Source organism: Streptomyces cinnamoneus (genome assembly GCF_014650495.1).
Taxonomy (GTDB): Bacteria; Actinomycetota; Actinomycetes; order Streptomycetales; family Streptomycetaceae; genus Streptomyces; species Streptomyces cinnamoneus.
The window spans coordinates 183,534-207,240 of record NZ_BMVB01000001.1; the positions used below are offsets into that span (position 1 = coordinate 183,534).

A 23,707-nucleotide genomic window follows, 5' to 3' on the forward strand; every position below is an offset into this window, starting at 1 on the left:
ACCGACCTCCCAGGGGAGCAGCAGCCATGGCCGAGGCATACATCGTCGAAGCGGTCCGCACCCCCGTCGGCCGGCGCGGCGGCGCCCTGGCCGGCGCCCACCCCGCCGACCTCGGCGCGCACGTCATCAAGGAGCTGATGCGGCGGACCGGCGTCGACCCGGTCGCGGTGGACGACGTCGTCCTCGGCTGCCTCGACGCGGTCGGGCCGCAGGCCGGTGACATCGCCCGCACCAGCTGGCTGGCCGCCGGACTGCCGGAGGAGGTGCCGGGCGTCACCGTCGACCGGCAGTGCGGATCCGGCCAGCAGGCCGTCCACTTCGCCGCCCAGGCCGTCCTCTCCGGCACCCAGGACCTGGTGGTGGCCGGCGGCACGCAGAGCATGTCGCAGGTGCCCATCGGCTACGCCTTCCAGCGCGCCGCCGAACCGCTGGGCCTCACCCAGGGCCCCTTCGCCGGCTCGCGCGGCTGGCGCGCCCGCTACGGGGACCGGCCCGTCAGCCAGTTCCACGGCGCCGAACTGATCGCCGAGAAGTGGGGGATATCGCGCGCGAGGATGGAAGAGCTCGCGCTGGGCTCGCACCGGCGGGCGCTGCAGGCGATCGACGAGGGCCGCTTCGCCCGCGAGACCGTCGCCTACGGCGACCTGACGACCGACGAGGGCCCCCGCCGGGACACCTCCCTGGAGCGGATGGCCGCCCTCCCGGCGGTCGTGCCGGGCGGACGGCTGACGGCCGCCCTCTCCTCGCAGGTCTCGGACGGCGCGGCGGCCCTGCTCCTGGCGAGCGAACGCGCCGTGCAGGAACACGGCCTGGCCCCCCGCGCCCGGATCCACCACCTGTCCGTGCGCGGCGAGGACCCCATCCTCATGCTCACCGCGCCCATCCCCGCCACCGCCTACGCCCTGCGGCGCGCGGGCCTGACGATCGACGCCATCGACCTGGTGGAGATCAACGAGGCGTTCGCGCCGGTGGTCCTGGCCTGGCTGAAGGAGACCGGGGCCGACCCCGGGCGGGTCAACGTCAACGGCGGCGCGATCGCACTCGGCCACCCCCTGGGCGCCACCGGCGCCAAGCTGATGACCACGCTGCTGTACGAACTGGAGCGCAGGGGCGGCCGCTACGGGCTGCAGGTGATGTGCGAAGGCGGCGGGCAGGCCAACGTCACGATCATCGAGCGGCTCTGACGCCTCACGGCGCCCGGTCGTCGCCCAGGCGCCGCAGGACGAGGTCCGCCTCCGTCATGATCCGGCCGACCAGCTCGGCGCACGACGGCAGGTCCTCGATGACCCCCGCCACCTGCCCGGCCGCCATCACGCCCAGGTCCGTCCGCCCGTCCACCATGGCGGCCCGGAGCAGCACCGGCGTGCCGGCGGCCAGCAGCAGCCGGCTCCAGGCCAGCTCGTGTCCCCGCCGCATCGCCAGCCCGTCCCGCACCAGCCCGGACCAGCTCAGCCCCGCCAGCTTCCGGAACGCCGCGGCGTGCCGCAGGGCCCGCACGAACGTGCCGGCCCGCCCGGCGCGTTCGAGGCCGGTGACGAAGGGCGTGCGCAGCATGCGGTGGGGCAGGCCGTCGACGCGGTCGGTGACGGTGACGTCCTGGACGGACGCCGCGAGGTACGCGGCCTTGACGGCCGCCGGCACCGTGCTGTCGGACGTCAGCAGGAAACGCGTGCCCATGGCGATGCCCGCCGCGCCGTAGGCGAGGGCGGCCACCAGGCCCCGGCCGTCGTGGAAGCCCCCCGCCGCGACGACCGGGACGTCCACCGCGTCGACCACCTGCGGCAGCAGCACGGACGTCGCGACCTGCCCCGTGTGGCCGCCGCCCTCGCCGCCCTGCACGAGCACCGCGTCCGCGCCCCACGCCGCGACCTTCTCGGCGTGGCGGCGGGCCCCGACGGACGGGATGACGACGACGCCGGCGTCCTTCAGCCGGGCGACGAGGTCGCGCGAGGGGGCCAGCGCGAAGGAGGCGACCCGCACCCCCTCCTCGGCGATCAGCCGCACGCGCTCGGCCGCATCGCCCGCGTCCGCCCGCAGGTTGACGCCGAAGGGCCGGTCCGTGCGGGACTTCACCTCCCGGACGGCGGCGCGCAGCTGCGGCACCGTCATGGTCGCCGAGCCCAGGATGCCCAGCGCCCCGGCGTCAGCCGTGGCGGTCACCAGACGGGGGCCCGCGACCCAGCCCATGCCGGTCTGCACGACGGGGTGGCGGACCCCCACCAGGTCGGTGAGCGCCGTCCTCACCTGCGCACCTCGCGATCGCGCAGGCCCGCGGGGTCGACGACCTCGCGGATCAGGCGCAGTTCGGCGGCCGAGGGCGTGCGGGTGCGCGGCACCCCGTCCGGCACGTCGAGGGGGAAGCCGGTGGCGTCCCGCAGCTCGTCGGCGCTGACGCCGGGGTGGAGGGAGCGCACGCGCATCGTGCGGTCGGGGGTCTCGAAGTCGAGCACGGCCAGGTCGGTGACGACGCGCACGATGCGGTGGAAGCGGGTGGCCGACGGGCCGGCCGCGGCCGCGCGGTCGTAGCCGACGCCGCTGACCATGTCCACGCGCTCGACCAGGACGCGGGGGGAGTGGCGCGGGATCCAGTAACTGGTCGGGTTGTTGAGGGTGTTCGCCGGGGCGCCGCGCACCCCCAGCAGCTGGCGTGCGGGCCGCTTCCAGTCGCCGATGCAGCTGATGTTCTGGTTGCCGTGCCGGTCGAGCTGGCTCGCGCCCATCATCACGTGCCGCCTGCCGCCCGCGACGAGGGCCAGGTGCCGGCGGTAGGGCAGCCAGCCCTCGGTGACGCGCGACGCGGACCCCAGCGCCGGGACGTCGCCCATCAGCAGCGCCTCGCCGTCCGTCAGCAGCAGCTCCGGCGCGAAGGTGAGGCGGGCGAGCCGCGCCCCGATGGTGGGGATCACCCCCATCGGGCTCGCCAGGACCTCCCCGCTGCCCCGCCACGCCTCCGCGCACGCCACGACGCAGATCTCGGCCCGGTCGGCGTTCATGCCCACTCCTCCGCGAACGCGGCGACCGCCGACCGGTAGCCGGCCTCGTCGCCCGAGAGGAAGTGGCCGGTGAACTCGCGCCACTCCTCCGGGTCGGCGGCCGCCTTGGCGTACGCCGCCTGGAACGCCTCGTCCCGCTCGTAGTCCGGCACGCAGGAGGTGAAGTGCGCGCCGCCCGGCGCCTCGACGACACCGGCGACGCAGTGGCGCTGCACCAGCAGCGTCTGCGGAGCGCCCGCCGCCGCGAACTCCCCGCCTTCGACGATCCGTTCGCAGGAGACGTACGCCTCGCGCGCGGCCTCGCAGAACAGGTCGTCGAAGTACGGGTCCGGGCCCAGGTACTGGGCGTTGCCGCTGCGGTCCGCCCGGTTGAGGTGGACCAGGGCCGCGTCGAGGGTCAGTGCGGGGACGGCGACCAGCTCCTCCCCGTCGGCGTACGGTGAGGTGACCGTCCGCAGGCCGGGGTTGACCCGCATGACGTCCGAGCCCAGCCCCGCCCGGACCGGCAGGAACGGCAGCCGGTGCGCGGCGGCCGTCAGCCCCCACATCAGCATCGCCTCGTCCAGCTCCGTCAGCTCCAGCTCCCCGCGCTGCCGGGCCGCCCGGAAGTGCGGCTCCAGCGGGATCGAGTCCAGCGTGGCGAACGCCGCGACGAGCTTGCGGATCCGCCCTGCCGCCGCCAGCAGGCCGACGTCGGGGCCGCCGAAGGAGACGACGGTCAGGTCGGTGACGGGGGAGCGGAGCAGGGCCCGCACGAGGGCCATCGGCTTGCGGCGCGAGCCCCACCCCCCGATGCCCAGCGTCATGCCGCTCGACAGCCGGGCCACGGCCTCGTCGGCGGTCATGGTCTTGTCGGCCGTCACGGCCGCTCCTTTCGCGTGCTCCGGGAGACGAACGCGTCGCGGTGGCGGTCGGCGATCCCACTGAGGCTCGCCTCGAAGGTGAAGCCCTGCTCGAAGCGGTAGCTGCGGCGCACGTCGACGGGGTCGATGCCGTTGAGCGCGGCCTTGGCCATGCGCAGCAGCGCACCGTCCTTGGCGGCGATGTCGCGCGCCAACTGCAGTGCGGCGTCCGGCAGCTCGGGGCGCGGTACGACGCGCCAGACGGAGCCGTGCCGGTGCAGCTCGCGCGCGGTGACCGTGCGGGAGGTGTAGTAGAGGGTGCGCATCAGGTGCTGGGGCACGAGCCGGGCGAGGTGGGTGGCGGCGCCGAGCGCCCCGCGGTCCAGCTCCGGCAGGCCGAACGTGGCGTCCTCGGAGGCGACGACGGCGTCGGCGTTGCCCACGAGGCCGATGCCGCCGCCCAGGCAGAAGCCCTGCACGGCCGCGACGACGGGTACCGCGCACTCGTACACGGCGGCGAACGCCTCGGCGCAGCCCCGGTTGGCCCCGATCAGGGCGTGGTGACCGGGGGTGCGCTGCAGCTCCTTGATGTCGACGCCGGCGTTGAAGCCCCGCCCGGCGGCGGCGAGTACGGCGCAGCGGACGGCGGGGTCGGCGCCCACGGCGCGTACGGCCTCCGCGAGGGCGTACCAGCCGTGCACGGGCAGCGCGTTGACGGGCGGATAGTCCACCGTGACGACGGCGACGCCCGGTTCGGGGTGTGCGGTGGAGACGCCCATCGGCTACCTTTCCACCAAACGTTTGTTAGGTACTGCCGAAGGTAGCAGCGGAGTGCCCGCTGCGGGAGGCACACCATGAGCGGAACTCCTGGCGCAAAGGGCCGCGTTGTCGTCGTCACCGGCGGCACGCGCGGGGTCGGGGCGGGCATCGCGCGGGCCTTCCTGCGCGCGGGGGCCGAGGTGGCCGTATGCGCCCGCCGGCCGCCCGGCGAGCCGGTCGCTGCGGGAGGCCGGTCCGCCCGCTACCTCCCCGCCGACCTGCGCGACCCGCACGCCGCCGAAGCCGTCCTCGCCCGCGTCGTGGAATGCCACGGGCGCATCGACACCCTCGTCAACAACGCCGGCGGCACCCCGTTCCGGCCGCTGGACGAGGCACCGGCGAGCCGCCACGCGCGCGTACTCGAACTCAACCTGCTCGTGCCGCTCACCGTCTCCCTCGCCGCCCACCGCATCATGCGCGAGCAGCCGGACGGCGGTTCCATGGTGATGATCGGCAGCGTCAGCGGGACCCGCCCCTCACCCGGTACCGCCGCCTACGGCGCGGCCAAGGCCGGACTGGAGCACCTCGCCCGCACCATGGCCGTGGAATGGGCCCCGGCCGTCCGCGTCAACACCCTCGTCGTGGGCATGGTGCGCACCGAGTCGGCCGCCCTGCACTACGGCGACGAGCACGGGGTCGCGGCCGTCGCCCGGACCGTGCCGGCGGGCCGGCTCGCCGAGCCCGACGAGGTCGGCGAGGCCGCCGTGTTCCTCGCCTCCGACCGGGCCGCCTACATCACCGGCGCCGCCCTGCTCGTCCATGGCGGCGGTGAGCGTCCTGCCTTCCTGGCCGCCGCCGACGCCGGCCACCGCCCCAGTGAGGAGCTGACATGACCGCGATCTGTGACGGCCGGGTGGCCGTCGTCACCGGCGCCGGCCGCGGCCTGGGCCGGGCCCACGCCCTGGCGCTGGCCGCCGAGGGAGCCCGTGTCGTCGTCAACGACCTGGGCGTGGGGCCCGACGGGGGAGGGGCCTGCGCGGACCCGGCCCGGCAGGTCGCCGAGGAGATCCGCGCCCGGGGCGGCGAGGCCGTGGCGCACGGCGCGGACGTCGCCACCGCCGACGGCGCGGCCTCCCTCGTCAGCACCGCCCTGCGCACCTTCGGGCGCCTGGACGTCCTGGTCAACAACGCCGGGTTCCTGCGCGACCGCATGCTCGTCACCATGGACGCGGACGACTGGGACGCGGTCGTCCGCGTCCACCTCGCCGGTCACTTCCTGCCGCTGCGCCACGCCAGTGCCCACTGGCGCGCGGAGGCCAAGGCGGGCCGCAGGCCCGTCGCCCGCGTCGTCAACACCACCTCGGGCGCCGGCCTGCTGGGCAGCGTCGGCCAGGCGAACTACGCCGCCGCCAAGGCGGGCGTCGCGGCCCTCACCCTCGTGGCCGCCGCCGAACTCGGCCGCTACGGCGTCCAGGTCAACGCCATCGCCCCCGCCGCCCGCACCCGCATGACCGAGGGTCCCTTCGCCGAGGCCATGGCCGCGCCGGCCGACGGCGGCTTCGACGCCATGGCCCCGGCCAACGTCTCCCCGCTGGTGGTGTGGCTGGCGTCGGCGGCCTCCGAGGGCGTCACCGGCCAGGTCTTCGCGGCGGAGGCCGGCCGCATCACGGTGATGGAGGGCTGGCACCCGGGCCCCACGGCCGACAAGGCCGACCGCTGGTCCCCGGCGGAAGCGGGGGAGGCGGTGCGCGGCCTGCTGCGGGGAGCCCGGGCACCGCGACCGGTGTACGGCGCCGGCTGAGCCGGCTTCAGGACACGATGTCCTTGCGCCGGAAGTGCCGGAACGCGCACGCGAACAGCACCACCGCGTAGGACACCGACACCACCGTCCCCTTCACCATTCCGCCCCACTCCAGGTGCGGCTGCAGCGCATCGGCCCACGCGTACTGCCAGTGCGCCGGCAGCAGCTGCCGCCACCCGCCCAGCGCGGTCACCGCGTCGAGCACGTTGCCGACGATGGTGAGCCCCATGGCGCCCCCCACCGCGCCCAGCGGCGCGTCCGTCACTGTGGACAGCCAGAACGCCAGCGCGGCCGTGACGAGCTGGCCGACGAACACGAAGGCGACGACGATCGCGAGCCGCCCCACGGCCGTCCCCGCGTCCAGCGACCCACCGGTGGGGATCCGCAGCGGCCCCCACCCGTACGCCGCCGTCCCCGCGACCAGCGCCACCAGCGGCAGCAGCACCATGGCCGCGGCACTGAACCCCAGCGCCACCACCAGCTTGCTCAGCAGCAGCCGGGCCCGCGGCACCGGCGCCGCCAGCAGATAGCGCAGCGACGACCAGCTCGCCTCCGACGCCACCGCGTCGCCGCAGAACAGCGCCACCGGCACCACCAGCAGGAAGCCCGCCGAGACGAACAGCGTGGTGGCCGCGAAGTTGACCCCCGAGGCGGTCGCGGTGTCCATCAGGGTCACCCGCGCGTCGCGTCCCTCGGGGTCGCCGCCGATCGCGAAGGCCGCGATCAGCACGAACGGCAGCACCGCCAGCACCGCCCCCATCACCAGCGTGCGACGCCGCCGCAACTGCCGCGCCGCCTCCACCCGGAGCGGCAGGGTGTGCCGTGCGCGGTAGCCGGGTGCGGACTCCAGGGCGGCACTCATGCCGAGCCTCCGATCAGGGTCAGGAACGCGTCCTCCAGCCGCCGGTGCGGGCCCACGCTCGCCACCGGCACCTCCAGCCGGACCAGTTCCACCAGCAGTTCCGGCGCGCTCGCGCCGTCCAGCCGCACCAGCAGCCCCTCGTCGGTGCGCACGGCCGAGGCCACCCCGGGCAGCGCGGCGACCTTGTCGGCCATCACCTCCGACACCCCGCCGGCGACGCCCACCAGCAGCGCGTCGCCGGAGCCCACGATCTCCGCCACCGGCCCGGCGCTGACCAGCCGTCCGCGGTCCATCACCACCAGGTGCGTGCAGGACTGCTCGACCTCGGCGAGGAGGTGGCTGGAGACGATGACGGTCCGGCCCGCCGCCGCGTAGCGGATCATCACCTCGCGCATCTCCCGGATCTGCGGCGGGTCGAGGCCGTTGGCCGGCTCGTCCAGGATCAGCAGGTCCGGAAGCCCCAGCATGGCCTGCGCGATCGCCAGCCGCTGCCGCATGCCCTGGGAGTACGTGCGCACGGCCCGGTCCAGTGCCGAGCCCAGCCCGGCGATCTCCAGGGCCTCGTCGAGGTGCGCGTCTGCGGCCGGGCGGCCCGTGGCCCGCCAGTACAGGTCCAGGTTGGCCCGCCCGGACAGGTGCGGCAGGAAGCCCGCGCCCTCCACGAACGCCCCGACCCGCGACAGCACGGGAGCGCCCGGTCGGATCGCGTGCCCGAACACGCGGATCCCGCCCGCGTCCGGCCGGATGAGGCCCATGAGCATCCGCAGCGTCGTGGTCTTGCCGGCGCCGTTGGGCCCGAGCAGCCCCAGCACCTGCCCCCGCTCGACCCGGAACGACAGGTCCTGCACGGCGTAGGCGTCGGCGGACTTGGCGTACCGCTTGCTCAGGCCGGTGATCTGCAGCGGCACGTCGGCCAGGGCCGGGTCCGGCGCGGGCACGGCGGTGCGCCGCCGCCCCGTCAGCAGCACCACGGCCGCCACGATCACGGCACCGGCCGGCAACGCCCACGTCCACCACGGCATTCCGGCCGAACCGGTCCGCACGTCGGGGGCGGTGGGCACGCTCAGCCCGCTGTCCGCCAGCGACACGGTGTACGTGGCGGGCTGCGCCGGGGAGGCGTAGCCGAGGTCGGTGGCGGCGAGCACCAGCCGCATGCGGTGTCCGGGCTCGAAGGTGTGGTCGATGGCGGGCAGCCGCACCTCGACGGTCCGGCCGGCCTTCGCGTCGGTGACGCGCACCGGGGCCACGAGCTGCCCCGGCAGCAGTTGTTGCCCGCCCGGGCCCACGTCGTAGACCTTGGCGAAGAGGACGGCCTCGCCCGAGTCCGAGGCGACCTTCACCCGGGCGGTCGGCGAGCCGGTGACGTGCACGCCCTCGGCGAGCGCGGCGGACTCGAAGCTCGCGTACTGGCCGGGGAAGTCCAGGGACACCCCGAGGCCGAGGCCCGACAGCTGGGAGACGGCGCCGACGCCGGGCACGGCGGACAGCGCCGGTGGTGCGGCGCCGGCCGGGTTGGCGAACGACTGTGCACCGCGGCCGAGCTCGACGGTGCGGGTCTCGTTGCGCAGGCCGGGGTAGCGGGCGCCGGTCGCGGTGCGCAGCCGCGCCCGGCCGTCGGTGGTGTCGATGCCCCCGGTGCGGCTGACGCGGAACGCGGGACCGGTGCCGGCCTGCTCGTCGCCCTTGAGGTAACGGTCGAACCACGCGCGCGTGCGTCGCTCGATGCGGTCCTCTTCGCTCGCGGTGCCGCTGTCGTGGCCTCCGGCGATCCAGTCGACGGCGGTGGGAGCGCCGTTGCGCCGGATGGCGTCGGCCGCCGCGTCGGACTGGTCGAGCGGGAAGAGGGAGTCGTTCTGCCCCTGGACGAGGAGCGTGGGGACCTTGATGCGGTCCGCGACGGCGGAGGGGCTGCGGCGCTCCAGCAGCTCCCGCGCGCCGGGGTCGGGCTTCCCGGCGACGGCCACGCGCTCGTACATCTCGCACAGGCTCTGCTCGAACCGGCCGCAGCCGGAGCCGGGGTCGCGGCCGGGCGCTGCGGGGCGGGCGGCCGGCTTGCCGTCGGTGCCCGTCGCGGTGGAGCCGGTGGTGAAGAAGATGCCGGCCCACAGCTTCTTGAAGACGTCGCCGGGGAAGAGCGAGTCGGCGAGGTTCCAGTAGGTGATCTGCGGGGCGATGGCGTCGACCCGCTTGTCGTGCCCGGCGGCCAGCAGCGCGACCGCACCGCCGTAGGAGCCGCCCGCGACGCCCACCCGGGGATCCCCGGCCGCGTCCAGGCGCACCTCGGGGCGCCCGGCGAGCCAGTCGATCAGCCGGGACACGTCGGCGACCTCGCGGTCGGGGTCGTTGAGCCCGATGCGGCCGGTGGACCGCCCAAAGCCGCGCGCCGACCAGGTCAGCACCGCGTAGCCGGACCGGGCGAGTTCCTCGGCCTGCTCGCGCAGGTCGTCCTTGCTGCCCCCGAAGCCGTGTGCGAGCAGCACGGCCGGCCGGCGCTCCTGCGCCCGGCCGGAGGTGAAGAACGAGGTGTCGATGCGGACGGTGTCCGCGTCGCCCGGCGCCGCGGGCATGCGCATCGTGCGGTCCTCGCGGTGCACGGGAGGGTCGCCGCCGGTGGCCGAGGCCACGGTCCAGGTACCGGCACCGGCGAGCACGGCGACGGCGGCCGAGGCGGCGAGCAGCCGCCGCCCGCGCGGCCGGGGGAAACGCAGCTTCATGTTCGAATGCTAAGCGGAGCCGGTGTCCGGCTGGGCGCGGAGGCTAGACGTGCGCCATGTCCGCCAGCTTGGTGACGGTGTTCCAGTTGCGCGCGGTGGCCGCCGTGCCCAGACGCCGTTCGGTCAGCACCTTCGCCAGCTTGGAGTCCCGGATGCCCTCCGCGCAGTGCAGGTACACCTCGCGCTCGCCCAGCGCGAACTCCTCGGGCGCGTAGGCCGCGGGGGCGAGGTCCGCGACGGTGGCCGGGTCGGCCGGACCGGCGAGGAAGATCACCAGGAACCGCGAGGGATCGACCGCCCGTCCGGCGAACGGATTGGCGTCAACGACACGGCGCATCTCACCCGCTTCGCGCACGAGGCAGGTCACGGAGAAACCCAGCTCCCGCTCGATGGCCCCTTCCAACGTGGCGGCCAGCGTCGCCTCGTCCGCCTCCGGGTGGGTGAACACCGCATTGCCGCTGTTGAGGTGGGTCCGGACGGCTTCGCCCCCCATGTCCGTCAGCATGCCGCGGAGAGCCTGCATGGGGACGCGCTTCTTGCCGCCCACGTTGATGCCGCGCAGGAGTGCCACGTACGTTGTCACACCGTCACCCTAATATGACGTGCATCACTGCCTTGAGGGGGAGTCGCATGGTGCACATGACCTGCCGACGGGCACGCCGCGCGGGCCGGGCGCCGACCGGGCCGGTGAGGGCGGGACGGGCCCTGCCGGCCGTGCTCGCTCTCCTGCTGTCGCTGCCCGCGGTGCAGCCAGCGGGCGCGGCCGCGGCCCGGGGGACCGCCGGTCCGCCGCGCGGGTCCGCCCACGTGGCACGGGAGGTCAAGGCCGGCGAGCGCATGCTCGACCTCGCCGTCTCCTCGCCCTCCACGGGCGCCCCCGTCACATGGGTGCGCCTCCTGCTGCCGAGGCACTGGTCCAAGGACACCCCCCGCACCTGGCCGGTGCTGTGGCTGCTGCACGGCGGCAACGGCAACCACAAGGACTGGACCGGCAACACCCACGTCGAGGAGCTCACCGCCGGCCGCGACGTCATGGTCGTCATGCCGGAGACCAGCAACTGCAGCGGCTACAGCGACTGGTGGAACTACGGCAAGGGCGGCGCACCGGCCTGGGAGACCTACCTGCTCGACGAGGTCGGGCCCCTGCTGGAGAAGGGCTACCGGGCCGGCACGAGCCGGGCGGTCGCCGGGCTGTCCATGGGCGGCCTGGGAGCCCTGAAGCTCACCGCCGCCCACCCGGGCACGTTCCGGGCCGCCGCCTCCTACAGCGGTGCCGTCAACCCGCTCTACGCCTCCCCCGACGGCGGCTTCAGCGGTCCCGACGCGGTCAAGGCCGGGGGCCTGTCCTGCCTGACGGACTGGAAGCGGCTCTGGGGCGAGCCCGGCTACCCCTTCGACACCACCGACCCGACCGACCTGCGCCAACAGCACATCTGGAAGCGCAACAGCCCCCTCCACCAGGCCGCAAGGCTCGCCCGTACCCCTCTCTACGTCTCCTACGGCAACGGCAGTGCGAGCGGCACGGGCTGGAAGTGGGGCGACCCGCCGCCCTCCGCCGCCCGCTGCGTCAACCCTCCCGCGCACGGCCCGGAAGCGGTCGAGCGCACCGTCTACGGCATGAACGAACAGCTGCGCGCGCGGCTCGCGGAGCTGCGCATCCCGGCCACGGTGTGCGCCCACGAAGGCACGCACACCTGGCCGTACTGGGAGCGGGAGCTGGTGGCCTCGTTCCCGATGCTGATGGGGGCGCTGGGCGTGGCGTGACGGACGGGCCCGGCCTCAGGCGCGCGTCAGCCGGAGGGTGACGATCTCGAACGGCCGCAGGGCGAGGGCCACGCTCCCGTCCTCGGCCGTCAGGGACCCGGTGGGTCGCTCCAGCAGATCGCACACGGACACCGCCCCCACGGCGAAGCCCGCGGCCAGCCGGGCACGGGCCCGCCCACCGCGCGACTCGTACAGACGGACGACGACGTCACCGCTGCCGTCGTCCGCCAGCTTCACCGCCGAGACCACGACCGCGTCGTCGTCGACGGACACCAGCGGCTCCACCCCAACCGAGCCGGACACCCGCCGCTCCGGCAGATTGATCCGGTACCCCTCGCGCACCGCGTCCCCCACCGATGCCCCCGGCACCAGCGCGTACCGGAAGCGGTGCACCCCCTGGTCCGTGCGCGGGTCGGGGAAGCGCGGGGCCCGCAGCAAGGACAGCCGCACGGTGGTGGTCGTCCCGCCGCCCTCCGCCCGCACCGCCCGCGTCACGTCGTAGCCGTACGTCGAGTCGTTGACCAGCGCCACGCCCCACCCCGGCTCCTCCAGGTGCACGAAACGGTGCGCGCACGCCTCGAACTTCGCGGCGTCCCAGCCGGTGTTGGTGTGGGCGGGACGGTACAGATGACCGAACTGGGTCTCCGCCGCCACCCGGTCGGTGTGCACGTCGAGCGCGAACGCGGCCTTGAGGAACTTCTCCGTCTCGCGCCAGTCCACCTCCGTCGCGACGTCCAGCCGCCGCTCGCCCGCCGGCAGCGCGATCCGCTGCTCGACCCGCGACGCCCCGAAGCGGCGCACCACCCGCACCGCCACCCCGCCGTCCACGGCCTCCAGCCGCTCCACGTCCGTCAGGTCGGTGACGGTGTTGCGGTAGAAGTGGTCCACGTCCCACGCGTCCCACATGGTGGGGAAGTCCTGGTGGAGCTGCAGCAGGTTGGCCGCACCGCCCGGCGCGACGGCCTCCCGTCCGCTCACGTGGTCGTACACCGACACGACGAGCCCGCGCCCGTCGATCCCGACCCGCAGCAGTCCGTTGTCGAGGACGTACCCGCCGCCCTCGCGCTCCGCCGTCCGCGGGGCCGCCCCCGCCGGTGTCCCGTCCGGCACCGCGCCGAGCGCCGGTACGCCACCGCGCCCGTGCGGCGCCGCGTTGAAGACGACCGTGCCCCCGTCCGGTCCGTTCCCGCCCGGGCCCGCCCCGGTGAGCGCCGCCAGCGCCTCGCCGATGACCGACTCCAGCTCGGCGGCCACCTCCGCGTACGTCTGCGCCGCCTCCCGGTGCACCCACGCGATCGACGTGCCCGGCAGGATGTCGTGGAACTGGTGCAGCAACACCGTCTTCCACAGCCGGTCCAGCCGCTCGTACGGGTACGGGGCACCGGCCCGTACCGCCGCCGTCGCCGCCCACAGCTCCGCCTCGCGCAACAGGTGCTCCGACCGCCGGTTGCCCTGCTTGGTGCGGGCCTGGCTGGTCAGCGTCGCCCGGTGCAGCTCCAGGTACAGCTCGCCCGCCCACACGGGCGCATGGGCGTACTCCGCGTGCGCCTTCTCGAAGAACGCGGACGGCTTCTCGAAGACGACCCTCGCCGATCCCTCCAGGTCCGCCAGCCGCTTCGCCCGCGCCAGCATCTCGCGCGTCGTGCCCCCGCCGCCGTCGCCCCACCCCGTCGGCGCGAGCGAACGCGTGGCACCGCCCTTCTCCTGGAAGTTACGGACCGCGTGCGCCAGCTCCTGCCCCGACAGCTGCGCGTTGTAGGTGTCGATCGGCGGGAAGTGCGTGAAGACGCGGGTGCCGTCCAGCCCCTCCCACCAGAACGTGTGGTGCGGGAACTTGTTGGTCCGGCTCCACGAGATCTTCTGCGTCAGGAACCACTTCGCCCCCGCCAGCCTCACCAGCTGCGGCAGCGCCGCCGAGTAGCCGAACGAATCCGGCAGCCACACCTCCTCCGTCTCGATCCCGAACTCCTCCAGGAAGAACCTCTTCCCGTGCACGAACTGCCGCGCCAGCGCCTCCGCCCCCGGCATGTTCGTGTCCGACTCCACCCACATGCCGCCCACCGGAACGAAACGCCCGTCGGCGACCGCCTTCTTCACCCGCGCGTACACCTCCGGCCGGTGCTCCTTGATCCACGCGAACTGCTGTGCCTGTGACATCGCGTAGACGAACTCCGGTTCGTCCTCCAGCAGCGCGGTCATGTTCGACGTCGTGCGCGCCACCTTGCGGACCGTCTCGCGCAACGGCCACAGCCACGCCGAGTCGATGTGGGCGTGCCCCACCGCGCTGATCCGGTGCGCCGAAGCGTGCGCCGGTGCGGACAGCACGCCCGTCAGCTCGCCCCGCGCCCGGTCCGCCGTGCCGCCCACGTCCTGCAGGTCGAGGGCGTCCAGCGCCCGCTCGACGGCCCGCAGGACCTCCCAGCGGCGCGGCGAGTCCACCGACAGCTCGGTCATCAGCTGCTCCAGCACCTCCAGGTCCTGCACCAGCTCCCACACCGTCCGGTCGAAGACGGCCAGGTCCATGCGCACCAGCCGGTAGCGCGGGGTGGCGTCGGCCGTCTCCCGGTCACCGAGCTCGGTCGGCCGGAAGGGGTGGTAGTCGAGGATCACGGGGTTGGAGGCGGCCTCCACGTGCAGCAGCACCCGCTCGCCGCCCGCCACCTTCTCGCCGATGCGCACCCACTGGTTGCGCGGGTTGAGCCCCTTCACCGGTGAGCCGTCCGGGCGGTAGACCAGCCCCTCGCACTGGAACCCCGCCATGTTCTCGTCGAAGCCCAGGTCCAGCAGCGCCTCGACGGTGCGCCCGGCCCACTCCCGCGGCACCGTCCCCGACACGGTGAACCAGCTGGTGCCCCAGGCCGGCCCCCACTGCGCGCCCACCGCGATGGGCGCGCCCTCGGCCGCGATGCCCTCCTCGACGGGCACGGGCTCGCCGGGCGCGTGCCAGACGGAGACGTCCAGGGGCACCGACTCGGGATACACGGCCGGGCGGATGCGCTCGTCCAGCACCCGCCTGAGACGGGCTTCGGTGATCGTGCGGTCGTTGTGCATGCGTCTCCTTCGAAGGGATCCCCTCGCCCGGGCGGGGCTACCAGCGGAACGTGACGGAAGCGGGCGCCGACGCGGTGTACAGCTCGTCCACGGCACGCACGTCGATGCGGGTGGCCGCCTCGCCGCCCGCACGGCGCAGCGCCGGGACGTAGTAGGCATGCCCGCAGGTGCCGCCCAGAAAGCGGAATCCCCCGCCGGGCAGCGCCTGCCGCAGCTCGTAATGGCGTACGGGCCCGGCCGCGGCGCCCCACGCCAGCCGCAGCGCGGCGGAGCCGTCCGCCTGCGGCCGCGCTGCGGTCACGGACGCGGCGCCGGGCGGGCCGGGGACGGGCGGGACCGCGTCGCGCACCGCGAGCCGGCCCAGCCGCCAGCGGACCGTTCCCCCGTCCGCCGCGCCCAGCCGGACGCCCAGGGCGCGGACGGCCTGCCCGCGCCGCCCCCGCAGCAGGGCGCCGGGACGCAGCACGACCGTGGTCCAGTCGCCGCCGCCCGGCCGGAAGGCTCCCGCCGGCAGGTACACGAAGCGGTACGGGCGCTCCTCCAGGGCGACGGCCAGCTCGACGCGGACGCCCGGCGAGCCGGGGTCGGTGCGGTGCGTCAGCTCCACCACCGTCTCCTTCGACAACGGCAGCCGTGCCGCATACAGCTCGACCGTCGTGGGCCCGCCGAGCGCGCCCTCCACGAGCAGGCTGCTGCCCCCGTGCCAGGCGTCGGCGAAGTCGAAGCCCACCGCCGGCCGGGCCCCCGGGGTGTGGATCACCCAGCGGCGGCCGGGCAGCCGGTCCTGCAGGCCCAGGTGGTTCCATGCCGCCTCACCGGCCCGCCGGCCCCGCTCGTACCAGCCCGTCCCGTGACCGGTGTTGAAGGTCGTGGCGAAGGGCAGCGAGCTGAGCGTCGAACGGTCCGCGACGGACACGGCGGGCGCCCGCCACGGCCCGGCGCCGGGGCGGGCGGGGTCGAGGGACGGCCCGGACCAGAAGCGGTCGTCGCGCGCGTGGAAGGCGGCGGGCGCGCGCTCGGCCGCGGGCAGGCTCGTCCACGTCCACTCCGGACGGTAGAAGCCGAACGAGACGACGTGCGGCCGGCCGGCCGCCACGACCGCGTCCCAGTCGACGGGGGTGTCCCAGCCGCGCGCCTCGACGTCGACGCCCGCCCACAGCTCGTACGGGCTGCGCCCCGCGGCCCGCGCACGCTCCGCGGAGGCGGCCAGGCCCGGGCCGCTCCAGTTGAAGTTGAGGAACATGCCGTCGGAGGCACGGAAGAACGGGGCGTTGTGGTCGTTCAGCTCGTTCTGCCAGGCGACGTCGCCCGAGATCGCCATCGCGTCGTACCAGGTCACCCGCAGCCCGGCACCGTGCTCCCGCAGATGGGCGACGAAGTCCCGCATGTCCGCCCCGAGCCGGGCGTCGCCACCGCCGGTCTCGGCGTTGAGGAACCACCCGTCGAACCCGTACGCGCGGGCCACCCGCACCAGCTGCTCGGCCAGGGGGAATCCGCCCCGCGCGTCGCGCCGCACCAGGTCCCGGGTCCAGCGCAGCTGTCCGCCGTAGGCGACGGGCGGCAGGAAGACCGTGCCCAGCACCGGCACGCCGTTGCGGTGCGCGGCGTCCACGACGGGCGCGTTGGGCGCGAGGATCAGGCCCTCGCCGGCGGATCCGCCCCAGAAGACCAGCTCGTCGAGGTAGGCCCAGTGGGTGAGCGCGTAGAAGTCGGCGGTGGGGGAGCCCTGGGAGGGATTGCCGGACGTGGTCGCGAAGGCGGCGAGGGCGCAGATGCGGGCCTGCCCGGCGCGCGCGGTGCCGTTGGGCGGCGGGGGAGTGAAGCGCGGGGCGAGCGGAACGGTGGCTCTGTTGAAGGGCAGGTCGGGGTCGTCCTCGGGCCGCCACGTGCTGAGGCTGCGCCAGCGGATTCCGGGCCCGGGCGCACCGGTGGGGAGGCTGTCGGGGTACCAGTAGGAGGCGTACGGCTGGAGGCCGGCGGCCGGCGCGGCGTGCGCGCGGCCCGCCGGCGCGGCGGCGACGGCGGCGGCCGCACCTGCCGCGAGGGCCTGACGGCGCGAGATGTCCAAGGTGGCTCCTTCGGTGACGGCGCTGCGCATCCTCCGGCTGCGGAAAGGGGACGGCCCGGGGGACGGCGGGGAAAGACCGGGGGACGGCGGGAAAGGCCGGGAGAAGGTCAGGGGGGACGGCCGAGGGGTCAGGGTGGCGGCCGGTGGAAGGTCCGGAGGGACGTCTGGGGGACGTCCGGAGGGGCGGCCGGAGGAAGGGCCGGGGGACGTCAGGGGTGAACCACCTCCGTGATGCCCCTCGCGGCCAGGTACCGCGCGTCCCCGGCCCGCTGGGCGAGGACCACCGCCGGCCGCCCCCCGTCGGAGGCCACCCCCATCCACGCCTCGAAGAAGGCTCCGCCCGGCGCGCACACCGCGCGCCGGGGCGCGCCGTCCGGGTCGCCCGCGTCCAGGACCAGCGCGAGGCGGCGTGGCGCGGGCGCCCGGTGCACGCGCTCCTCCCGCCACTCCCGTACGAGCCGTGACATCACCTCCCCGGCAGGTTTGATCCGCCGGTCGTTGGTGAACAGACCGAGCCCGTACTCCAGCTCCGGGAAGTCCGCGAGCGCCCGGTCGACGTCGTGGGAGCACCACCAGGTGACGCCCCACACGTCCGGGCAGTCCAGCACCTGCGCGACGGTCGCCTCGGTGAAGGCGGCGGCATGCTGCGGCGGAACGTGCGGGGCGGGGGCGCCGACCTCCTGCAGCCAGACGGGGCGGGCCGGGTCCTCGGCCCATGCCTTGGCCAGCTCGACGAGGTAGGCCGCGTGCAGGACGGTGGGGCGGCCGTCGTGACCATGGCGCTGTGCGGTCCCGTTGAAGACCCACGAGTGCACGGCGGTCATCGCCCCGAGCCTGGCGGAGTGGGCGGGGGTGAAGGGGTGCGTGCCGTCGTACCAGGCGGCGTCGTACGACGCGTGCACGTGCAGGCGACCCGGCGCGTCCTTCTCGCAGGCGCCGAGCATGCACCGCAGCCACCGTTCGGCGTCATCGGGCCCGACCCGGTCGGGATCGGGGTGCGGAGGGCCGGAGAACTGGTTGACCTCGTTGCCGACGGTCATGCCGAGGAAGTTCGGGCGGTCGGCCAGGGCACCGGCGAGCACGCCCAGATACGCGGCCTGGGCGTCGACGACGGCGGGGTCGGTGAAGATGTTCCGCCGGTGCCAGGTGGTGGTCCAGGAGGGGACGAAGTCGAAGCTGGACAGATGGCCCTGGAGGCCGTCGACGCCGACGTCGAGCCCGCGTTCGCCCGCCGCGTCGACCAGGAGCAGCAACTGCTCGACGGCGCGCGGCCGGATGAGGGTGCGGTTGGGCTGGAAGAGGGGCCACAGCGGGAAGACGCGGATGTGGTCCAGGCCGAGGACGGCGATGGAGTCGAGATCGGCGCGGAGGGAGTCGAGGTCGAAGTCGAGCCAGTGGTGGAACCAGCCGTGGGTGGGGGTGTAGTTGACGCCGAAGCGGGGGACGGTGGCCATGGCGGGTCCTCCTCGGGTGCGGAAGCGGTGTGGTCAGCCCTTGACGGCGCCTTCGCCGGCCCCGCGGAAGAAGTACCGCTGCAGGCAGGCGAACATCACGACGAGCGGCGCGACCGCGATGACGGTTCCGGCGGCGACCAGCCGGGGGTTCTGCGTGAACGTGCCGTGCAGGTAGTCGAGCCCGACGGTGAGCGTGAAGCGGTCCGAGTCGGACAGGACGATCAGCGGCCACAGGAAGTCGTCCCAGGCGCCCATGAAGGCGAAGATCGCGACGACGGCGAGGGTGCCGCGCACGGAGGGCAGCCCGATCCGGAGGAACCGCTGCCATGCGGTGGCCCCGTCGATGACGGCCGCCTCCTCGATCTCCCGGGGCACGGCGGCGAAGGCGTTCCGCATGAGCAGGACGTTCAGGGCCCCGACGGCGCCGGGCAGCGCGACGGCGACGAGGGTGTTGTTGAGGTGCAGGTCGCGGACCATCGTGAACTGTGCGATCACAATGGACTCCAGCGGCACCAGCAGCGCCATCACAAAGGCGATGCCCGCCGCCTTCCGCCCGCGGAAGCGCAGCCGGGCCAGCGCATAGCCGGCCATCGAGGCGCCGACGAGATTGGTGACCACGCTGGCGGCGGCGACCTTCAGGGAGTTCAGGGCGTAGTCCCAGACGGGGATGATACGGGCGACCTCGCGGTAGTTGTGCAGGGTCGGGTGTTCGGGCAGGAAGCGCGGCGGCGAGGTGTAGATGTCCTCGGTGGTGCCTTTGAACGAGGTGGACAGCTGCCACAGGAACGGGCCGACGGTGACGGCCAGGACGGCCAGCATCAGCAGGTAGCGCAGGGTCTTCTCCCAGGCCGGCGTCCGGCGCATCACAGGTCCTCCTTCCGGTCGGCGCGCAGGACGAGCAGCATCAGCAGCAGGGCGATGACGAAGATGACCAGGGAGAGCGCCGAGGCGTAGCCCACGCGCCCGTTCAGCCCGGTTCCGGTGCGCTGGACGAGCATGACCAGGGTGGTGTCCTGGCCCGCGGGTCCTCCGGTGGGGCCGGCCAGCAGGTAGACCTCGGAGAAGACCTTGAACGCCGCGACGGACGACAGCGCACCGACCAGCACCATGGTGGACCGCACCGCGGGCACGGTGACGCTGACGAAGCGGCGCAGGGCTCCGGCCCCGTCGACGGCGGCCGCCTCGTGCAGCTCGCGGGGGACGTTCGCGAGCGCCGCGAGGTAGATGACCATGTAGTAGCCGAGGCCCTTCCACACGGTCAGCGCCATGGCGCTGAGCAACAGCAGCCACGCGTTGCCGAGGAAGCCGACGGGTCCGGCACCGAGGGTGTGCAGGAGGGCGTTGACCAGGCCCCGGTCGTCGAGCATCCACCCCCAGATGAGGGCGACCACGACGACGGACGCCACGACCGGGGTGTAGAAGGCGGAGCGGAAGAAGGCGACGCCGGGCAGCTGCTTGTGGACCAGCAGCGCGAGCAGCAGGGGCAGCAGCACGGTGAACGGCACCACCAGGGCCACGTACAGGGCGCTGTTGCGCAGGGCGGTCCAGAACTGCTCGTCGTCGAGCATGGCGCGGAAGTTCGCCGTACCCACCCACGTGCCGGGGGTGAGGGTGCGGGCGTCGGTGAACGCCTTGTGGACGGTCGTCAGGAACGGATAGAGGCTGAAGGTGGCGACGACGGCGAGGCCGGGCAGCAGGAAGAGCCAGGGGCTGACGGCGTGGTGGGTGCGGACGCGGGAGGCGGAGGGCCGGCGCACGAGGGAATCAGCTCTGCCTGAGGAGCTTGTCGCTCTGGGCGGCCGCGTCGTCGAGTGCCTGCCGGGGCGTCTTCTTCCCCTGCAGCGCCTTGGCCACCTCGTTGCGCAGGACGGTCTTCATCTCCTCGCTCATCACCACGGGCGTGTAGTTGACCGCTCCCTTGAGCATCTTCGCGGACGCGACGCGGACCCGGCCCTCGTCGGTGCCGTCGTCCTTCGTCCAGTACGGGTCGTCCAGGGAGCCCTTGGTGCTGGGGAAGACGGCGACCTTGTGCCCGAAGGTCTCCTGGTTCTTCCTGTCCGTGACGAAGTGGGCGAAGGCGATGGCGGCTGCCTTGTGCCTGCTCTGCCGGCTCACGGCCAGGCCCATCACGTACATGTTGGGCCTGCCCGTGTTGTTGGGCGCCTCGGTGATGCCGAGGTTGCGGTAGAGGGTGGGGGCGTTCTTCTTGAACGTGTCCAGGTCGTGGGCACTGCCCGGGTTCATGGCGACCTTCTGTTCAAGGAACTTCTGACCGGATTTCTCCGGGGTGTTGGTGAGAGCCTGCGGATCGAGGCCGCCGTGGTCGTAGAGCTCCTTGTACTTGGTGAGGAGCTCGACGCCCTTCGGCTCGTTGTAGGTGAATTTCGTGGCGTCGTCGTTCATCAGCCGCACGCCGTAGCGGCCGAAGTCCTCGATGGCGGGGGTCCCGGCGAGCGTGGCGGTGCGGCCGCCGGACTGCCGCGCCATCCGGTCGGCGGCCGCGAACAGCTCGTCGTAGCTCTTCGGGGGCTTCTCGGGATCGAGCCCCGCCTCCCGGAAGAGGGCCTTGTTGTAGAAGAGGGGACCGGTGTTGAGGTACCACGGGAACGAGTACGAACCACCCAGCCCCGGCAACGTGTTGCCCTGCCACGCCTCCGGCGTGTAGTCGCCCTTGAAGCGGGCGGCGGCCTTCTCCTTGTCCAGGTTCATCAGCACCCCCGCCTTGGCCAGGGGATGAGAGAGGTCGGGGGAGACGTTGACGACGTCCGGGAGGGTGCCGCCGGCCGCGTCGGCGCTGAGCTTGTCGGCGTAGTGCTCGGCCGGCTGGTCCCGCCAGGTGACCTTGACGCCGGGATACTGCTTCTCGAAGTCCTTGACGAGACCTTCGAAGTAGTCCTTGAAATTGGCCCGGAGATTCCAGGTCTGGAACGTGATGTCGCCCTCGGGTTTTCCGTCGGCGCTCGATCCGCCGCCGTCCCCGCTTCCCGCGTCGCCCGACCCGCAGGCGGTGAGCGCCAGCGCGGCGACGAGAAGGGGCACGGTGGCGGTGGCTCTGCGGGGCCGGGACAGGGGCATGGCGGCGGAGCTCCTTCGATCGGGTCGGCAGGAGGCAGCACAAAACCTGCACCCGGAAAGGGAGTTGCGTCAATACGTCCCTCACGACTTCCGTCGCGCACTAATGCGCTTTAGTGTGACCGCACTCAAGCGCTTCAGTGGGAGGCAGCCGTGCGCCGCAGGCCGACGATGAAGGACATCGCACGCCGCGCGGGCGTCTCCGAGAGCGCGGTGTCGTTCGCCCTCAACGACCGGCCGGGCGTCTCCGCCGCCACCCGGGCGCGGGTGCGTCGCGTCGCCGACCAGCTGGGCTGGCAGCCCAGCACGGCCGCCCGCGCCCTGTCCGGCGAGGGCGCGGCCACCGTCGGCCTCGTCCTGGCCCGGCCCGCCCGTACGCTCGGCGTCGAGTCGTTCTTCCTCCAACTCGTCTCCGGGGTGCAGGAGGCGCTCGCCGCCCGCCGCCTGGGGCTGCTGTTCCAGGTCGTGGAGGACGTGGACGCCGAGTGCGCGGTCCACCGCCGCTGGTGGGCCGAGCACCGGGTGGACGGCCTCCTCGTGGTCGACCCGCGCGAGGACGACCCCCGCCCGGCGCTCCTCGCCGAACTCGGCCTGCCCGCCGTGATCATCGGCGCTCCGGGCGCACGCCCCGTCCCCGCCGGCACCCCCGTCTCCCGCCTCTGGGCCGACGACGCCGGCGCCATGGCTTCCGTCGTCGACCACCTGCACGGACTCGGCCACCGCCGCGTGGTGCACATCGCCGGCCTGCCCGGCCTCGCCCACACCCGTCGCCGCATCGACTCCCTGCGCACGGAGGCCGGGCGGCGCCACCTGACGGACGTCACGTCCCTCCCCACCGACTACTCCGACGCCCAGGGCGCCGAGGCCACGCGCCGCGTCCTCGCCTCCGCCCGTCCGCCCACCGCGATCGTCTACGACAACGACGTCATGGCGGTGGCGGGCCTGGCCGTCGCCGCCGAGCGAGGCGTGTCCGTCCCCGGCGACCTTTCGATCGTCGCCTGGGACGACTCGGTCCTCTGCCGCACCACCCACCCCCCGCTCACCGCACTCACTCGTGACACCGCGGCCTTCGGCCGCCAGGCGGCGACTCACCTGACGGCCCTCCTGGACGGCGCCCCCGCCACGGACCTGCGCGCCGCCCTCCCCCGCCTCACGCCCCGCGCCAGCACGGGACCCGCCCGCGGGGCGACGCCTGCGGCCCGGTAGGGACAGCCGCGATCGCCACGCCGAACGGGCGAATTGTCGGAAAAGAGGTTCGCGGGTGTCGCCGGTGGTCAATTCCTGAAGAAGGCCGCTCCGGCCCACGGCCACGCCTTCGAAGGAGGAACCTCATGCGCCCGAGCCCACGCCCGTACCGAATACTGGCCCTCGCCTCCGCACTGCTCGCCGCCGCCCTCCCGGGCGCCGCCGCGACCGCCTCGCCCGCACCGCCGAAGCCGCACGCCGACGCCCGGCACCGGGCGCCCCACAACTTCGACGAGCTCGACTGCGAAGGCCCCGAGGAAGACCGGCTGCCACCGAACGATTCGGGCCAGGGCGGCGTCCACACCCCGGCCGGCGGCACCCCCACCGTCTCCGGCGCACCCCGCCACGGGCGAGCCCTCGCGCCCGCCCTCCCCGCCGCTCCCACCGTCAAATGGCCCAAGAACATACCGGACCTCGACGACGCCCGGCGCATGCTCCGCGAACTGCCCGTCCGTACATTCGACAGCACGGGTTTCCAGCGCGAGCAGTTCGGCGGCAAGAACTGCTGGGTCCTGCACGGCGCCGACAAGTGCTCCACCCGTGAGCTCGCCCTCAAGGCCCTGTCCGAAATCCCGGCCACCCTCCGCGGCTCCTGCAAGGTCATCGGCGGCCGCTGGGACAGCGCCTACGACGGCATGACCGTCACCAACCCCCTGCGCGTCGACATCGACCACATCGTCCCGCTCAAGGTCGCCTGGGGCTCCGGCGCCCGGAACTGGCCGGAACACAAGCGCCGCGCCTTCGCCAACGACCTCAGCGGCTCGCCCCAGCTCATCGCCGTCTCCACCTGGAGCAACCGGGAGAAGGGCGACAAGGGCCCCGACAAGTGGCTCCCCAAGGGCCACGAGTGCCTCTACAGCCGCGCATGGATCGGCGTGAAGGACTACTACGACTTGAGCGTCACCCGAGCGGAGAAGCAAAAGCTCCAACAGGTCCTGCACCACTGCTGACGCCTCACGGAGCCCGCCCCACCCCTCCTGACCTGCTTAAACACGGCCCCCGCCGCCTGCCCCTCACTTTGCCTGCTGTGTAACGGGGGCGTGCAATCCGCCAGCGGCGATGAGACGTTGTCCCTGGTGGAA

Annotated in this window: 19 protein-coding genes; 6 read left to right on the top strand and 13 right to left on the bottom strand. The window is 74.0% G+C overall.

The annotated features are described in order from the left end of the window. Window positions 1-26 precede the first annotated feature (26 nt). Window positions 27-1,184, top strand: a complete 1,158-nt coding sequence (locus IE182_RS00765) for an acetyl-CoA C-acetyltransferase (protein ID WP_190107609.1) — start codon at window positions 27-29, stop codon at window positions 1,182-1,184. Between the two features lie 4 nt (window positions 1,185-1,188). Here the strand turns inward: IE182_RS00765 and IE182_RS00770 are convergent, their stop codons facing one another. The 4 genes from IE182_RS00770 to IE182_RS00785 are packed head-to-tail and all read right to left on the bottom strand — an operon-like array spanning window position 1,189 to window position 4,614. After that, window positions 1,189-2,244, bottom strand: coding sequence for an NAD(P)H-dependent flavin oxidoreductase (locus IE182_RS00770; RefSeq protein ID WP_190107610.1), 1,056 nt, complete (start codon window positions 2,242-2,244; stop codon window positions 1,189-1,191). Then, on the bottom strand, window positions 2,241-2,993 hold the full coding sequence (locus IE182_RS00775) for a CoA-transferase subunit beta (RefSeq protein WP_190107611.1): 753 nt from the start codon (window positions 2,991-2,993) through the stop codon (window positions 2,241-2,243). Before IE182_RS00775 ends, IE182_RS00770 begins: the two co-directional genes overlap by 4 nt. Then, the gene (locus IE182_RS00780; protein WP_190107930.1) at window positions 2,990-3,838 is read right to left on the bottom strand and encodes a CoA transferase subunit A; all 849 of its coding nucleotides are present in this window, start codon (window positions 3,836-3,838) and stop codon (window positions 2,990-2,992) included. Before IE182_RS00780 ends, IE182_RS00775 begins: the two co-directional genes overlap by 4 nt. Window positions 3,839-3,852: 14 nt before the next feature. Beyond that, complete coding sequence (locus IE182_RS00785) at window positions 3,853-4,614, bottom strand: enoyl-CoA hydratase family protein (protein WP_190107612.1); 762 nt, start codon at window positions 4,612-4,614, stop codon at window positions 3,853-3,855. A gap of 75 nt (window positions 4,615-4,689) precedes the next feature. Between IE182_RS00785 and IE182_RS00790 the strand changes: the two genes are divergently transcribed. Together IE182_RS00790 and IE182_RS00795 are read left to right on the top strand one after the other, a co-directional pair. Beyond that, window positions 4,690-5,487: an SDR family oxidoreductase gene (locus IE182_RS00790; RefSeq protein WP_190107613.1), complete on the top strand. Its 798-nt coding sequence runs from the start codon at window positions 4,690-4,692 to the stop codon at window positions 5,485-5,487. Beyond that, window positions 5,484-6,395 carry an SDR family oxidoreductase gene (locus IE182_RS00795; RefSeq protein WP_190107614.1) on the top strand — a complete coding sequence of 304 codons (912 nt, stop codon included), beginning with the start codon at window positions 5,484-5,486 and terminating at the stop codon, window positions 6,393-6,395. The genes IE182_RS00790 and IE182_RS00795 overlap by 4 nt, the downstream gene beginning before the upstream one ends. 7 nt (window positions 6,396-6,402) lie before the next feature. On the opposite strand, the gene IE182_RS00800 is transcribed toward IE182_RS00795, so the two are convergent. The 3 genes from IE182_RS00800 to IE182_RS00810 are packed head-to-tail and all read right to left on the bottom strand — an operon-like array spanning window position 6,403 to window position 10,554. Further along, window positions 6,403-7,257 (bottom strand): ABC transporter permease, encoded by an 855-nt coding sequence (locus tag IE182_RS00800; RefSeq protein ID WP_190107615.1) that lies wholly within the window; start codon window positions 7,255-7,257, stop codon window positions 6,403-6,405. Then, window positions 7,254-9,971, bottom strand: coding sequence for an alpha/beta fold hydrolase (locus IE182_RS00805; protein WP_190107616.1), 2,718 nt, complete (start codon window positions 9,969-9,971; stop codon window positions 7,254-7,256). Before IE182_RS00805 ends, IE182_RS00800 begins: the two co-directional genes overlap by 4 nt. Window positions 9,972-10,014: 43 nt before the next feature. After that, a complete protein-coding gene (locus IE182_RS00810; protein WP_190107617.1) occupies window positions 10,015-10,554 on the bottom strand; it encodes a DUF1697 domain-containing protein in 540 nt (179 codons plus the stop codon). A 47-nt stretch (window positions 10,555-10,601) separates the two neighbouring features. Here IE182_RS00810 and IE182_RS00815 point away from each other — a divergent pair, with 47 nt between their 5' ends. Then, window positions 10,602-11,735 (top strand): alpha/beta hydrolase, encoded by a 1,134-nt coding sequence (locus tag IE182_RS00815; RefSeq protein ID WP_190107618.1) that lies wholly within the window; start codon window positions 10,602-10,604, stop codon window positions 11,733-11,735. 15 nt (window positions 11,736-11,750) lie between these two features. On the opposite strand, the gene IE182_RS00820 is transcribed toward IE182_RS00815, so the two are convergent. The 6 genes from IE182_RS00820 to IE182_RS00845 all read right to left on the bottom strand — a co-directional run bounded on the left by IE182_RS00820 (window position 11,751) and on the right by IE182_RS00845 (window position 21,383). Beyond that, window positions 11,751-14,786: an alpha-mannosidase gene (locus IE182_RS00820; RefSeq protein WP_190107619.1), complete on the bottom strand. Its 3,036-nt coding sequence runs from the start codon at window positions 14,784-14,786 to the stop codon at window positions 11,751-11,753. 37 nt (window positions 14,787-14,823) lie between these two features. Next, complete coding sequence (locus tag IE182_RS00825; RefSeq protein WP_190107620.1) at window positions 14,824-16,884, bottom strand: endo-beta-N-acetylglucosaminidase; 2,061 nt, start codon at window positions 16,882-16,884, stop codon at window positions 14,824-14,826. 179 nt (window positions 16,885-17,063) lie between these two features. Then, window positions 17,064-18,308, bottom strand: a complete 1,245-nt coding sequence (locus tag IE182_RS00830) for a glycoside hydrolase 5 family protein (RefSeq protein ID WP_190107621.1) — start codon at window positions 18,306-18,308, stop codon at window positions 17,064-17,066. Between the two features lie 33 nt (window positions 18,309-18,341). Then, window positions 18,342-19,172 carry a carbohydrate ABC transporter permease gene (locus tag IE182_RS00835; protein WP_190107622.1) on the bottom strand — a complete coding sequence of 277 codons (831 nt, stop codon included), beginning with the start codon at window positions 19,170-19,172 and terminating at the stop codon, window positions 18,342-18,344. Next, the gene (locus IE182_RS00840; RefSeq protein WP_190107623.1) at window positions 19,172-20,065 is read right to left on the bottom strand and encodes a carbohydrate ABC transporter permease; all 894 of its coding nucleotides are present in this window, start codon (window positions 20,063-20,065) and stop codon (window positions 19,172-19,174) included. Before IE182_RS00840 ends, IE182_RS00835 begins: the two co-directional genes overlap by 1 nt. Window positions 20,066-20,072: 7 nt before the next feature. Further along, window positions 20,073-21,383, bottom strand: coding sequence for an ABC transporter substrate-binding protein (locus IE182_RS00845; protein ID WP_190107624.1), 1,311 nt, complete (start codon window positions 21,381-21,383; stop codon window positions 20,073-20,075). A gap of 168 nt (window positions 21,384-21,551) precedes the next feature. On the opposite strand from IE182_RS00845, the gene IE182_RS00850 reads away from it, so the two are divergent. Then, complete coding sequence (locus IE182_RS00850) at window positions 21,552-22,586, top strand: LacI family DNA-binding transcriptional regulator (protein WP_190107931.1); 1,035 nt, start codon at window positions 21,552-21,554, stop codon at window positions 22,584-22,586. Between the two features lie 125 nt (window positions 22,587-22,711). Further along, a complete protein-coding gene (locus tag IE182_RS31715) occupies window positions 22,712-23,575 on the top strand; it encodes an HNH endonuclease family protein (RefSeq protein ID WP_229844487.1) in 864 nt (287 codons plus the stop codon). The last annotated feature ends 132 nt before the right edge of the window (window positions 23,576-23,707 follow it).